Origin of the sequence: Paenibacillus sambharensis (assembly GCF_003233845.1) — a bacterium.
In the GTDB taxonomy this organism is placed as follows: domain Bacteria; phylum Bacillota; class Bacilli; order Paenibacillales; family Paenibacillaceae; genus Paenibacillus_I; species Paenibacillus_I sambharensis.
Map to the genome: position 1 here is coordinate 21,850 of NZ_QKRB01000052.1, position 12,653 is coordinate 34,502.

Consider the following 12,653-nt stretch of genomic DNA (forward strand, 5'->3'; position numbering starts at 1 on the left):
ATAAGATTAATCGTTATCTATGGTTGGCGATATGTCTGCTGCTAATTGGAGCAAGCGTCTATTTTCTAAGTTATCCCTTTAACTATTGTGAGGAATGTTATCCTTAAGGCAGCTCTAGTCCCTTCGGCCGCCGTTGGCCCTGCCCTTCCTGTACCGCGCGACATTAATGGCGAAACCCACCACAAACCAGCCTGTATAGATAAGATAAGCTCCCTGGAACGGCTTGAAGAAAGATATTTCCTTGATGTTGAGCGTCTTATAGTGAAAATAGGTGTAGGCAACCATGAGGCACAACGGAAGAATCCATAACGTGAACGACCGCCATGTCACAAAACGTCTTCCCATCATTATCCCTCCCAAGTGTCATGCCCACTCAGCATGCGGCGATCCTGGTAGTGTCCGGCAAATAGGGCGTGGTATACTTATATATTACCAAATCACGATTATTGAAGAATAGCGAGGCAGGCAGCGATGAGTAAAGACTATATAGCGGCGATTCACGCATACAAAGCAGGTGCACAGGTTAATTACAACGAATATCCGGCGCTTGGGTATTTGGCGGAGGCCGAAATCAAGCTTGTGAATGCGGAACGATTCGTCTCCTTCAAGGAGCTGGAGAACAGCAATCCCACACTGGATTACGTAGAACGGACACTGAGAAGACTCAGCGAATTATCATGCTCGTATTGGCTGAGGGACTTGGTTGCGGAGGTGTTAGTATGGTCGGAAGCAGCCAAGGGCGGGACAGTCGCACGGCGGACGGAGTGGCTGAAGGCCGGCTTCAACCTCTTCGTACACAATATTGGTTCAGCCCAAATCTTCACCAGTCATTATTCACCGCTGGATGCCTTCGGTACGGTTGTCCGGGAACTCATACACACGCACGGATTAATCGGACAGTTTCTGAGAGGCGAGGTTGAGCTGAGCGAAAGCCGCAGTGTCCTCAAGCTCGTGCATTCCGGCTTGCTCACCCGAGATGAACTGGCTGATGTGCTCACCGTGCTTAACGACTGTATCCTGACGGGTGTATCTCCCGAGCTGTGGGAGGCGAACCGCGCAGAAGTGAAGGCAGTGGTTGGGCAGCTGGTACATGAACAGGATGACAGGGCGGCTGATCTGATGGACCGCTACCGGGCGCTGCGCAAATCTTCGATTCACAAGGGCGAGGCGTTCGACCAGCGGTTCAGCGAACTGTGTGAAGGCCATGAGGGTCTGCAGGCATCGCTTCAGAGAATCGAGGGCAGGACCGTCTGGTTTGTCGAGAGCGCATTGGGCGATTTTTCCCTGGAGGAGTTCCTGAAAATCTTCAGTTGTGTGCTGAATCAACCTGATGCCGCCAAGCATATTGTGTTCGAGCCGCTGATGAACATGCTCTATTATGAGCACCAGGGAACGAAGAAAATCAACCTGTACAAGAAGCGCATTATTGAAAAATATCTTTCCGGCATGACCTTCGAAGCGGTGAACGCCGGAACGATTGCGCAGGGTAAGCATGTGGAGCTGAAGATCACGCGGGAGGACGGCCTGTCCGACACCTGCTTTGTGACCTTTGCTTTCAACCCGGTGGCGGAGAAGCTGATTGATTTTTGCGTGGCGGCGGAAAACTCGGATGTGCTGTATGAGCGGGCCATTCTGATGCTCTATGATTATTTTGGGCTGCGGCGGGACGAATTTGACCGGTTCCATAATGAAGAGAAATATATCAGCCACATGAATGGCTCCTCGGATTTTAAACGTGTGATGATTGATTATATTGTGGGCGGGACTGTCCTTGATGTTGGTCCGGGCGGCGGTGTCATGCTCGATCTGGTGGAGGAGCTGTATCCGTATGAACAAATTTGGGGGATTGACCTGTCGGAGAATGTCATTGATATCCTGAACAAGCGCAGGGTCGTCGAGAACCGGAAGTGGAACGTGAAGAAGGGGAATGCCCTGCATCTGGAAGAGTACTTCCGGAAGGGCGAGGTGGACACGGTCCTGTTCAGCAGCGTGCTGCATGAGCTGTATTCGTATGTGCCGTATGAAGGGAAACGGTTTAATAGGGAGACGGTAAAAGCGGCACTTCGCAGCGCCTACTCGATTCTGCCAAGGGGAGGCCGGATCATTATCCGGGATGGCATTATGACCGAGCCTGAGGATCAAGTCCGGGTCATCGAGTTTCTGGATCGCGCAGGTCAGGAGATGCTGGACAGCTACTGTAGGGATTTTCATGGCAGGGCTGTGAGCTATGAGCGGGTAGGAGACCGGACGGTCAAGATGAAGGTCAACGATGCGATGGAGTTCCTGTACACCTACACGTGGGGCGAGGAGTCGTATGTGCATGAAGTACAGGAGCAGTTCGGGTATTTTACACCTGCGCAGTACGCTGAAGTGATTCGGGAGACGCTGGGGGAAACCGCGCAGATTATTGAGCTGCGTCACTTCCTGCAGGATGGCTACACGGAGGCGCTTCGCAGCAAGGTGCGGTTCATGGATGAAGCGGGGAACGAAACAGCGCTTCCGGACAGCACGTGTCTGATTGTGATTGAGAAGGGCTGAGGAAAAGGGTAGGGAAAAGTAAGGTAGAGTAATGTAATGTAGAGTAATGTAATGTAGGGTAAGGTAAGGTAAGGTAAGGTAAGGTAAGGTAAGGATGGCTGGCTTGGGCGAAATTCCTGCGAATCTGCATCTTTTTCCTATGCTTAACCCGGCTTTGCGAAAAATTCCTGCGGATGTGCAGGTATTTCGTCCGAAGTGACACTATCTAGCTGAAAGCAGCATAAATACCTGCATTATCGCAGGAATTCTATGCTCCCACACACTTGAGCGATGAGTGCCTGCACTTTTGCAGGAATTTTGCTTTGAACGGCATCGTTGACGGGGAAGTAGACGTGACTTACCAAGCATCAGTTGCATGGAAACGACTATGATGGCCGCCTGATAGGCACAAAATGCGCTTAAGCACAACAAGGCGACATAGAAAGCACGACAAAGGAACCTGGCAGACACAACAAGGGTGCCTGAAAGGCACGAGAAGAGTCCGTCCAGTTACCAGACTGGCGCGGACTCTTCTTGTCTTTCATCCTGCAGGAGCATGACGTGTCTCAAATTATTCTTCATCCCGCATTATTAAGCAACTGTCTCCTAATACATACCAGAGTACGACGTGATCAGACTATCATCCAATCCGGCATAGCTGGCAGTCTCGTCCCGTACGGGCAGCAGCTCGATCAGCGTTACTTCGTTCTTGGCGAGCATTAGCGGAAGCTGCAGGCGGCCGTCAGCGGCAGGCATGCGGGCAGTAGTCAGCAGAGGCTGGGCCGCTTGACGCAGCACCTTCACGGCTTGCCGGTCAGGGAATCTTGGACGGCCCAACTGACGCCAAGTGTCCCACGGATTGCCGTGCTGCTCATCCACCTGTTGGCGCTTCACGAACACCTCGCCAGCGGGAGCGGGCAGGTCGAGCGTCAGCTCTTGCACCCGATTCGCTTTATCCATCACCAGATTCCAGACAATCAGAGCGATCGTGCCATCCTTGCGTCTCGTTACAATCACCTGTTCATCCCGATAAAGCAGCTCATCCCCCAGCTGGTTGAAGAAGGCAAACAGGTGAAAGGTCGGTTTGGCAATACCGTTCAGACCCATCATGCCGAAACCGCCGTGGAACTGAGCCTTCGGCACATCCAGCTCCTCAAACACATCACTGAAGGTCCAGTAGGAGAAGGAGTCCGCATAATCGCCGCCCTCGCTGAGAATACGTGCCAGATAAGCGGCATTCAGCACCGTGTCATGGACCGGATTAATCGGACTGTAGGAGGTATTATACTCCGTAATGTGCAGCGGCAGATCGGGATAAGGAGATTCGTTGATCAGCTCGCGCACCTGGCGGAACTGCTGCAGCATATCGACTGGCTCTGTCAGTTCCTGATAGTAATATTCGAAGGTAACCTTGTTGGGCTGGTGGGACGTATAGGCATGCCTGCTCACAAAATCAACCGGAACCTGCTGCTCGTGGCAGAAATTCAGAAAATCCGTGATCCAGTGGTCGGCGCCGCCGCAGATCGCTGGTCCGCCGACCTGCAGATCTGGATGCACCTGTTTGACGGCTTCAGCCGTCACCTGATACAGCTTGAAATATTCACCCTTGTCGGCATCCTTCCAGAAGTTGACCAGATTCGGCTCATTCCACACCTCGAACGGCCACCTCAGCACTTCCTCCAGCCCGTACCGCTCTACGAAGTGGGAGACGACCGCGACGATTAGGTCCCGCCATTTTCCATAGTCGTTTGGAGGTGTCACATTGCCTTCCCAGTAAAAAATCGTCTGCTCACCCGATGCCAGCGGTTTCGGCATGAACCCGAGCTCCACGAACGGGCGGATGCCGCGTTCCAGATAGCTGTCGAAGATCCGGTCGATATAGGTGAAGTTATAGAAGGGGCGCTTCTCTCCGTCAATCTCCACCTCGCGGTAAATGCCAACATCATCATGCAGCAGGCCGTGCCCGCGGATGTACTCGAAGCCGACTGCCTCCTGAACGAGATCCAGGTGTTCGAGGTACTCGTGCTGCAGGGCAAGGCCGAGACGCCCGGTTCCGACACAGTACTTCCAGTTCCCCTTGAACGTTCCGATTGCTTCGGACGGGATAGAGATGGTTGATTGCGCTTTCAATTCATCCTGCGATTGATTCTGTTCCTGCTGCATGGTTCAGCCTCCTGTTCAGTAACAAGCATCTACCGGTCATCTTAACAGCAGGAATTATACTGGGGAAGACAGTAAACTATAGTTCCTGCTTAGGTAATTAAAGCTGCAGCAGCTTCCGGTGGTTATGGCGGTAAGTTTTACTCACTCTACTGGTGGTGAGTGGCTGATTTTTTGTAATACCTTGCATTACATAGTATTCGTGTTTATACTTATCCAGAGGTGAATGACTTGGATATTAACAAAGAGGTTTTGAAAGGCCATATTGATACGCTGATCCTATCATTGCTCTATAGCCGGGATATGTATGGATACGATCTAGCTAAGACAGTCCGGGAGAAAAGCGGCAATACGTTTGAGCTTAAAGAAGGCACGCTGTACTTGTCGTTAAAGAGACTCGAGCAGAATAAATGGGTCGAGTCTTATTGGGGGGATGAACAGGGCCCTGGGGGAAGGCGGAAGTATTATAAACTCACGCCGCTGGGCGAGGGAGAGTTAGACCGCAAGTATGAAGAGTGGCAGTTCATGAAAAAAATGATGGATTCTTTTTTGAAAAGGGAGAATGAGCCGAATGAAACAGATTGATGAGTATGTTAATTCTGTGTATGCCAACCTTGATGGAACGGAAGCAGAAGAGTTGAAAGAAGAAATGAGAGCACATCTGCTGCAAGCCGCCCAGGAGTTAATGGCTGAAGGGAAAACGGAAGAAGAGGCGGTGAAGATCGCAGTAGAGCGTTTTGGTGATGAGCGCATGATAAGAGGGCAGGTAGCTGAATATTTTCAAATCCCCCGTATGTTTGCTGTGAATGTTCTGCGAGCTGCTATTGTTTTCGCAACCTTGGGTATTTTGCTAGGATGTTTGTTTGCTTATAACGAATATCAGCTTACGGGCGAGCGCGAGCATGTTAAGCAGCAAGCCCTGGAGGTGCTGAGTATTGGACCGGAGATTAGTGAGGAGAGTAAGCGGGAACTGGTCAAAATTGCAGCCGCCGCTCCGCAGATTAAATCCCTGGAAATCTCGTTAGCAAACACGAACCCGGCAGATGCTGATTTGATATACCAAGAGCCTTTTAAACATGTAATGTATTGGAATGCCGCTATGGGTGAGGCCGTGAGTGACGGCATATGGGATGTGCGAATTAGTTATGAACATTATCAACTCGGATGGATCAACAGCATAATGGTATGTCTGGTTATTTACTGGGTGCTTTTTGCAATTTGGGCGATCATGCAGGCCTATCGGACTCGTAAACTGCGCATTTTCTGGATCGTCGCGATCTCACTTTTTAACATTCCAGCTTATTTGGTGTACCGGGCGCGGCATTAAAGTGTCTCATTATTTGCTTCATCCTGCTTTTTAACATGATCACCTAGTTTGCTGATCAGGGTGATGAGTCCATATAGGAACAGAGCCAGCAGAATTTCGGTTTGGTAATTCCCGATTTCGAATCCGGCAATCCACTGATTAATCATGTGAATAATGGCGCCGAAGACGGCAATGAGAACGACTTCCTGCACAGCTATTCCAGCTAATTTGAAACGGTCCCCAAACAAGTGAGTTCGCAGGGTCTCTAAGAAGGTACCGAAGATGCCCACAATACCCAACCCCAAAAATAGTAAGGCAGCGAATGCAAACATGGAGCCTATAGACGATATGCGGATTTCAATGAAATCAAACATTTGGAGTGAGTACACGGAAAACACGACAACGGTACCCAGAATGAGGATGATCCCGGCCAGGACGGCCAGCAATTGTACGTGATTCTTGATGCGGCCTTTGCTCAACAGTAGACACCTCCATTTGATGTTAAACATTGAAATGCGCTTAATCGGCCTCCTCGGCCCCGTTGCTGTACAAGATTTTATCAAGCTCAACCCAGGGTTTGAGACTCGTTCTCTCTGCAGGATACTCACTTTCAAGCCCGCTGTACTCTTCCAGGAGGCTTAGCCCCTTAGGAGTAAGTCTTGCCGGCCTTAGGGAATAGGCATCTTTGACCCAGAGTACTCGCTCTATAAAGCCCTTGCGTTCTAGAAATCTAATGAAATTCTCGAATTCAACATCCTTTAGCCCATAGTCTCCGGCAGTTGGAATGAAGTTCTTCAGCTTCAATTCTCTTAATACGCTGTAGCCAGTTCTCATGGATTACACCTGCCTCTTTACCACAATTATGGCAGGCACGGGACTCTTAATGCAAATTAATTCAATTTAAGTATAACTCTTACTTTCAAAAGTGGGGGCTATACGATGCGAAGCGAAGCCCGGCTCTTTATGCGGGGCCAGGCTTCTTGCAATACTTCTTAGTGCAGATGTTGACCCAATATTAACCCCAAGACTCGTACAGCCGATAAGTATATAAATGGCGCCCACTTTGTGAAGCGATCAGGATGGTCAAGGCATACTTTAGGAGTTGAACAAGGTGAATATAGGGGGCAGTTATAACTACTACATTGTTGCCCTGTCAGTAGTTATTGCTATTTTGGCGTCATACTCGGCACTTAATATTACGACTAAAATCTCGCATGCTAGTGGGAAAAGCAAATATTTCTGGCTTCTGGCAGGTGCCTTTATCATGGGCGAAGGGATCTGGTCCATGCATTTTGTCGGTATGCTGGCCTTTCACCTGCACACTGAGGTGAGATATGATATATGGCTTACTTGTCTCTCTATGCTGGCAAGTATTGTCTCATCGTTTATTGCGTTTTATATCACCATGCCGAAGAATATTGTCTGGTACAAGATTGCAATCGGCGGGCTGTTTATGGGCAGCGGAATTGTCATCATGCATTACATCGGCATGGAAGCCATGATCGTGCAAGCCCATATCAGATATGATCATAAGCTGTGGGTCGTGTCAGCTGTTATCGCCTTTGCAGCCTCGTTTGCAGCTTTATTCTTATTTCGGCAATTCCGAAACCAATCATCCTACAGCTGGCTCAAGTGGCTTTCAGCGATTGTCATGGGGGCCGCCATCTGCGGTATGCACTATACGGGTATGCTCGCCGCACAATACGAAGCGCACGGCAGTTTGACAACGGGGCATAATACCCCCTCTGTTGATGTTTTTCTATTATATGGTGTTACGGTAACCATTTTCGCTATCCTATTTATATCATGGGGCGCCATGTTTTTTGACCGGCATGTGCTGGAGCGGATGGCTTATAAGGATTCGATTACAGGTTTACCGAACCGTAATGAGATGAACCGGTTCTTCGACACCTATGAGGGCAGTGACAGCATCGCGGTCTTGTTTCTGGATTTGGACCGGTTTAAATCTATTAATGATACGCTTGGACATAATATCGGTGATTTACTGGTACAGCAGGTTGGCCTTCGTCTGCAGCAATTCATTCGGAGGGACCAGATGGCCTTCCGGATCGGCGGTGATGAGTTCCTGTTTATTGTGAACAGCGGGGATTTAGCGCGGATTGAAGCGTTTGCGAAGGATATCTTGCAAACCATTAAAAAGGTGTATCATATAGGCGGCAATGAATTATATGTTACGGGAAGTATCGGTATCAGTGTGGGGTCCATTCAGGAAAATGACCGTTCTATCCTTCTTAAGACAGCGGATACTGCTATGTATAAAGCAAAAGGGCTCGGTAAAAACCAGTACTGCATATACAGCGATGAGATGGGGACGCGCGAGGTCCGCAAGATGGAACTGGAAAAGGATCTGCAGTTGGCCCTCGAACAAAAGCAGTTCTATGTCGTTTATCAGCCCAAATGGAATGTGAGAACCAATCAGCTGTATGGCTTTGAAGCGCTGACCCGTTGGAATCATCCGCGTCTGGGTCATGTCTCGCCAAGTGAATTTATCCCGATCGCTGAGGAAACAGGCCATATCATCCCAATGACCAGATGGATGGTAGAAGAAGCTTGCCGGCAGAACAAGCTCTGGCAATCCCAGGGAGTTGCGAAGCCGGTCTCCGTTAATCTTTCAACGCGTCTCTTCGAAACGGACAGCTTATTGGATATGATTCATGGCATATTAACAAGCGTTGAACTTGAGCCTGAATTCCTCGAACTTGAGATAACAGAATCTATGGTGCTCCATGATATTGATGATATTATCCGGCAGCTCTTGGAAATTCGTAAGCTTGGTGTGAGAGTCTCAATGGATGACTTCGGCACAGGATATTCCTCAATTGGTCTGATTGACCGGCTGCCGATTGATGCACTCAAGCTGGACCGATTGTTTACGAATGATCTAGACACACCGAGCAAGCGCGCTGTTATCCATGCGATTATTCTAATGGCCGAAAATCTGCATTTGGATGTCATCGCAGAAGGAGTTGAGCATCAGGAGCATATAGACTTTCTGTCTCAACTCGGATGTTACGTTATGCAAGGATATTACTACGGCAAACCGATGTTAATTGAAACAATCGAGCAATGGCTGAAGGATCATCCGGGGGCCGGCGCACCGGAAAATGAATAGTCGTCCCGAGCTCCGCTCCTCTCATTCATATACACCCTTAATTATCTAGCAGAGGGAGAGGTTTACAGATAACAGTGTGTTTAATAGAATATATGGGGAAGATATTCTATATAAAGGTGGTTTACCAATGAGTGAACAAGCAACCCAGCAGTTTGTTGACCGAATTGATGCGGTTTTTCTACCGGTACGGAATCTTCAGGAGTCGTTAGCATGGTATCAAGAGGTGTTCGGGTTCGATTTGCGCTGGAGCAATGAACGAATGGCCGGATTAGCTATAGCGCCGAACTGCGGATTTCATCTGGTACAGATCCCGGATTTTGAGCCTATTGATACATACACCCCGTTTAACTTCGTCGTGAAGGATGTAGAGGAAGTAAGGGAAAGACTTGAACGCAGCGGGGTACAAGTTTCTGAGATTAGAAACGGTGAGCCTAAGCGGTTTGATCTTACTGACCTTAATGGAAGTATGATCAGTGTTATTCAGTTATAACGAAGCGGATTGATTATGAGGGAAGCAGAGAAGGGAGGCAGCCGGTCAAGTAGACCGGCTGCCTGTTTTGACATGGACACCGTCAAGACGGCATTGTAGATGCATGCGAGATGGCTGCGGAACGGATAAGCAGCGCAGCGCGCAATAATCAACTAGCTTTTTCGGCACGGTCTTGCATATATTCATAAAGCCGGTGAATTTTCTGTAAAGGGGAGCTTCTCTTGTTAGCGTCGGTCTATCTGGTTGTGGCTATATTGTGCGAGGTGTTTGCAAGTTCCATGCTTAAATTATCGAATGGATTCAAGAAGCTATACCCCTCTGCAGGGGTTGTGGTTGGCTACATCTTGTCTTTCTACCTCTTATCATTAGCACTGAAAGCCCTCCCCCTGGGGACAGCCTATGCGATCTGGGCAGGCTTAGGAACGGCCCTGACCGCTTTGATCGGGGTTCTGGTGTATAAGGAGCGTTTCAATGCCAAGAAATTTGCAGGGATGGCGCTTATTATTGCCGGTGTTGTCATCATGAATTTAACGGGAGTAAGCCACTAGAAAAGGGGATTGCATGATGAAATGGTACGTAACATTGGGGATAGCCATTGCTGCAGAGATATTTGGCAGTTCGATGCTCAAATTTTCAGACGGCTTTACCTACATTCTCCCTTCTATTGGTTTCGTGATCGGCTTTGGAATTTCATTTTACGCGCTGTCGGTCACGCTGAAGAGTATCCCGTTAAGCATGGCCTATGCGATATGGTCGGGGGCAGGAACGGCTTTAACCGCACTAATTGGCGTATTAATCTGGGGTGAAGCCTTCAATCTCTCATCACTCCTGGGAATCGTCCTTATTATAGGAGGCGTTGTGCTGTTGAATCTGTCAGAGAGCCAGGGCAAAGCACGTGAGGATAAAGAGGTAGCAACCTCAAGCAGCGGATAACGGTGAACATAACCTGATTGGTATGGATGCTGCGAATGTTATTTAATCTGACATGGAAATCGGGTACTATAGATGTAACCCATGCGAAAGGAGAGATATGCAAATGGAAACGTTGTATGTAGTGAAGGACGGCAAGGTCGTAGAATACAATGGGCAGATCAACGATAAGAATATCTTGACTGAAGCGGCTGTTATCGAATCCTTCGGGCGTAAAGCGATTGAAGAGATCAACCGTTTTGGCTCCTACTCCATCAAGAAGGGTGAAACGAACGAGAAACGCTAGAGTTCTTGTGATCCGGCGGGTATTGGATGGGCCAGAGCAGTGATTCAGGCGAATGGCTCCCATCGTGTAATTACTCTCTCAAGAGCAAGTCTGCTTGTCTGGCGGGAGGGTTCGCATGATGGAAAATAAGCTGAGAATGAATCAAAATGGCGGTGCTGGGAATGAACTGCACCCCGTCAAGTAGACAGTACAAAAAATAAAAGTTAGTTAAACGGCCTTCGTCCTGAATTCTATGGGGCTGAGGCCGTTTAGTTTTGCCTGTAACCGTTCATTATTGTAAAAGTGAATGTAGTCATCGATATCCTTCTTTAGTTCCTCATATGTGCGGTAGGTATGCAAATAATACTTCTCACATTTTAGGGTTCCCCAGAAAGACTCCATCGGACCGTTATCAATGCAACGGCCCACTCGGGACATACTCTGCGTCATATTAGCCTTGTCCAGCATTTCTTTGAACCTCAGTGACGTGTACTGGTAGCCACGGTCGCTATGAATTAAAGGCTTGCTATTAGGGGCTGCCTGTAAAGCCAAATCCAACGTTTGAAAGACGAGAGGATTATTATTCGAGTGACCAAGTACATAAGAAACAATCGATTTATCATGAAGATCGAGGATGGCACTTAAATAAGCCTTCTGGCTATTGCCATACTTAAACTCCGTGACATCTGTAACCCACTTTTCATTCGGCGCTTCCGCTTGGAACTTGCGGTTAAGCACGTTCTCAGCTACCTGCTGCGGCGTAGAACGCTCATACTTCTTTTTCTTTCTGCGGATGACGGACTGGATTCTCTTAATCCTCATCAGTCTTTGCACTCGCTTATGATTAATCGGATGTTGCCATTCTCGGCGCATATGTAACGTTAATTGCCGGTAACCAAAGGTGCCCTCAACTTTCTCGTACATGGACATCATCATCTCTGTCAGCTTTCTATTCTCCAGCTCACGTGAGCTAGGTGTTCGATTAAGCCACTTGTAATAGCTCGACCTCGGAATCCCAGCAACGCCGCATAAAAGCTGTATGGTCATTGACTCTGTGCGCTGGACAGCTTGAATGGCAAGGTAGATGTTCTCTTGCCGATGTTGGCTTAGGGACACCTCCTTTCGAACTCCTGTAACTTTTTTAAGAAAGCATTCTCCGCCCGGAGTCGCTCGATTTCGTACTCCAGTTTCTTCATCGCGTACTTTTGTTCATCGACTTCCGTTAACTCTTCAGGCGCCTTGGCACGCCCTCTACCATCCTGTAAAGCATCCTGTCCGCCTTCTGCATACTTTCTCACCCATCCGTATACTTGCTGGTAAGAAACCTGGAATTGCATTGCTGTCTTCGTGTAGTCTTGTCCATTCGCAAGGCAATATAGGACGATGTCGATCCTCTCTTGCCATGTTGTCTTACGTCCCTTGGTCATAGCTGTTGTTCCCCCTGTACAGGCTTTTAAGCTGCTATGACCAGTATACTTCTTAATCCAATTGAAGAGCAGCGCTCGACAAGCGATCCCGTACTTATCGATGACTTGGTTCTGTGACAATTTCCCCTCCAAGTAATCCTTAACCGCTTGATGCTTCAGCTCTTCGGAATAACTACGGTTGTGTTTACGGACCTCTAGTCCCTCAGTACCATACAACCGATAACGACGTTGCCAATTCGCAAGCGTAGACATGGCAATGCCATACTTCTTAACAGTTGCCCTCACTCCAATATGACCAGCTTCGATCTCTTGAAGGATTGCCAATTTTTCTAAAGCGTTCAGTTTATTTCTAGGCATGAAAAATGCTCCCTATACAGTAAACAGGTTTTTATTTTTCACCTGTCTACCGTATGGGGAGCATATCA

Annotated in this window: 13 protein-coding genes; 8 read left to right on the forward strand and 5 right to left on the reverse strand. The window is 48.5% G+C overall.

The annotated features are described in order from the left end of the window. Positions 1-114: 114 nt before the first annotated feature. Positions 115-348 carry a hypothetical protein gene (locus DNH61_RS17610; RefSeq protein WP_146241073.1) on the reverse strand — a complete coding sequence of 78 codons (234 nt, stop codon included), beginning with the start codon at positions 346-348 and terminating at the stop codon, positions 115-117. Between the two features lie 123 nt (positions 349-471). Here DNH61_RS17610 and DNH61_RS17615 point away from each other — a divergent pair, with 123 nt between their 5' ends. Then, positions 472-2,538, forward strand: a complete 2,067-nt coding sequence (locus DNH61_RS17615; protein WP_111148004.1) for a class I SAM-dependent methyltransferase — start codon at positions 472-474, stop codon at positions 2,536-2,538. Positions 2,539-3,123: 585 nt separating this feature from the next. Here the strand turns inward: DNH61_RS17615 and DNH61_RS17620 are convergent. Beyond that, a complete protein-coding gene (locus DNH61_RS17620) occupies positions 3,124-4,680 on the reverse strand; it encodes a GH39 family glycosyl hydrolase (RefSeq protein ID WP_111148005.1) in 1,557 nt (518 codons plus the stop codon). 228 nt (positions 4,681-4,908) lie between these two features. Here DNH61_RS17620 and DNH61_RS17625 point away from each other — a divergent pair, with 228 nt between their 5' ends. Then, positions 4,909-5,262, forward strand: coding sequence for a PadR family transcriptional regulator (locus tag DNH61_RS17625; protein ID WP_111148006.1), 354 nt, complete (start codon positions 4,909-4,911; stop codon positions 5,260-5,262). Next, entirely contained in the window at positions 5,249-6,004 is a 756-nt protein-coding gene (locus DNH61_RS17630) for a permease prefix domain 1-containing protein (RefSeq protein WP_111148007.1), read from the forward strand. Before DNH61_RS17625 ends, DNH61_RS17630 begins: the two co-directional genes overlap by 14 nt. Here DNH61_RS17630 and DNH61_RS17635 read toward each other — a convergent pair. Continuing rightward, positions 6,001-6,462, reverse strand: a complete 462-nt coding sequence (locus DNH61_RS17635) for a hypothetical protein (protein ID WP_146241075.1) — start codon at positions 6,460-6,462, stop codon at positions 6,001-6,003. The two genes, DNH61_RS17630 and DNH61_RS17635, sit on opposite strands and share 4 nt — an antisense overlap. Positions 6,463-6,502: 40 nt before the next feature. Beyond that, positions 6,503-6,817 (reverse strand): hypothetical protein, encoded by a 315-nt coding sequence (locus DNH61_RS17640; protein ID WP_111148009.1) that lies wholly within the window; start codon positions 6,815-6,817, stop codon positions 6,503-6,505. Between the two features lie 430 nt (positions 6,818-7,247). Between DNH61_RS17640 and DNH61_RS17645 the strand changes: the two genes are divergently transcribed. The 5 genes from DNH61_RS17645 (at position 7,248) to DNH61_RS17665 (ending at position 10,822) form a co-directional block, all read left to right on the forward strand. Beyond that, positions 7,248-9,116, forward strand: a complete 1,869-nt coding sequence (locus DNH61_RS17645; protein ID WP_245948232.1) for a bifunctional diguanylate cyclase/phosphodiesterase — start codon at positions 7,248-7,250, stop codon at positions 9,114-9,116. 127 nt (positions 9,117-9,243) lie between these two features. Next, a complete protein-coding gene (locus DNH61_RS17650) occupies positions 9,244-9,606 on the forward strand; it encodes a VOC family protein (RefSeq protein ID WP_111148010.1) in 363 nt (120 codons plus the stop codon). Positions 9,607-9,827: 221 nt separating this feature from the next. Further along, entirely contained in the window at positions 9,828-10,154 is a 327-nt protein-coding gene (locus DNH61_RS17655; RefSeq protein ID WP_111148011.1) for a DMT family transporter, read from the forward strand. Positions 10,155-10,170: 16 nt separating this feature from the next. After that, positions 10,171-10,539, forward strand: a complete 369-nt coding sequence (locus DNH61_RS17660) for a DMT family transporter (protein WP_111148015.1) — start codon at positions 10,171-10,173, stop codon at positions 10,537-10,539. A 103-nt stretch (positions 10,540-10,642) separates the two neighbouring features. Then, positions 10,643-10,822 carry a hypothetical protein gene (locus DNH61_RS17665; protein WP_111148012.1) on the forward strand — a complete coding sequence of 60 codons (180 nt, stop codon included), beginning with the start codon at positions 10,643-10,645 and terminating at the stop codon, positions 10,820-10,822. Between the two features lie 207 nt (positions 10,823-11,029). On the opposite strand, the gene DNH61_RS17670 is transcribed toward DNH61_RS17665, so the two are convergent. Further along, positions 11,030-12,585 (reverse strand): IS3 family transposase gene (locus DNH61_RS17670; protein WP_111145361.1). Its coding sequence is split into 2 segments (ribosomal slippage): positions 11,030-11,955 and positions 11,955-12,585, totalling 1,557 coding nucleotides; the frame shifts between segments, so codons are not numbered across the junction. Positions 12,586-12,653 lie beyond the last annotated feature (68 nt).

Excerpts from the sequence above, each read along its gene's own strand:
- DNH61_RS17610 (WP_146241073.1), bottom strand. The coding sequence starts at position 348 with ATGATGGGAAGACGTTTTGTGACATGGCGGTCGTTCACGTTATGGATT.
- DNH61_RS17615 (WP_111148004.1), top strand. The coding sequence starts at position 472 with ATGAGTAAAGACTATATAGCGGCGATTCACGCATACAAAGCAGGTGCA.
- DNH61_RS17620 (WP_111148005.1), bottom strand. The coding sequence starts at position 4,680 with ATGCAGCAGGAACAGAATCAATCGCAGGATGAATTGAAAGCGCAATCA.
- DNH61_RS17630 (WP_111148007.1), top strand. The coding sequence starts at position 5,249 with ATGAAACAGATTGATGAGTATGTTAATTCTGTGTATGCCAACCTTGAT.
- DNH61_RS17640 (WP_111148009.1), bottom strand. The coding sequence starts at position 6,817 with ATGAGAACTGGCTACAGCGTATTAAGAGAATTGAAGCTGAAGAACTTC.
- DNH61_RS17645 (WP_245948232.1), top strand. The coding sequence starts at position 7,248 with ATGGGCGAAGGGATCTGGTCCATGCATTTTGTCGGTATGCTGGCCTTT.
- DNH61_RS17650 (WP_111148010.1), top strand. The coding sequence starts at position 9,244 with ATGAGTGAACAAGCAACCCAGCAGTTTGTTGACCGAATTGATGCGGTT.
- DNH61_RS17660 (WP_111148015.1), top strand. The coding sequence starts at position 10,171 with ATGAAATGGTACGTAACATTGGGGATAGCCATTGCTGCAGAGATATTT.
- DNH61_RS17665 (WP_111148012.1), top strand. The coding sequence starts at position 10,643 with ATGGAAACGTTGTATGTAGTGAAGGACGGCAAGGTCGTAGAATACAAT.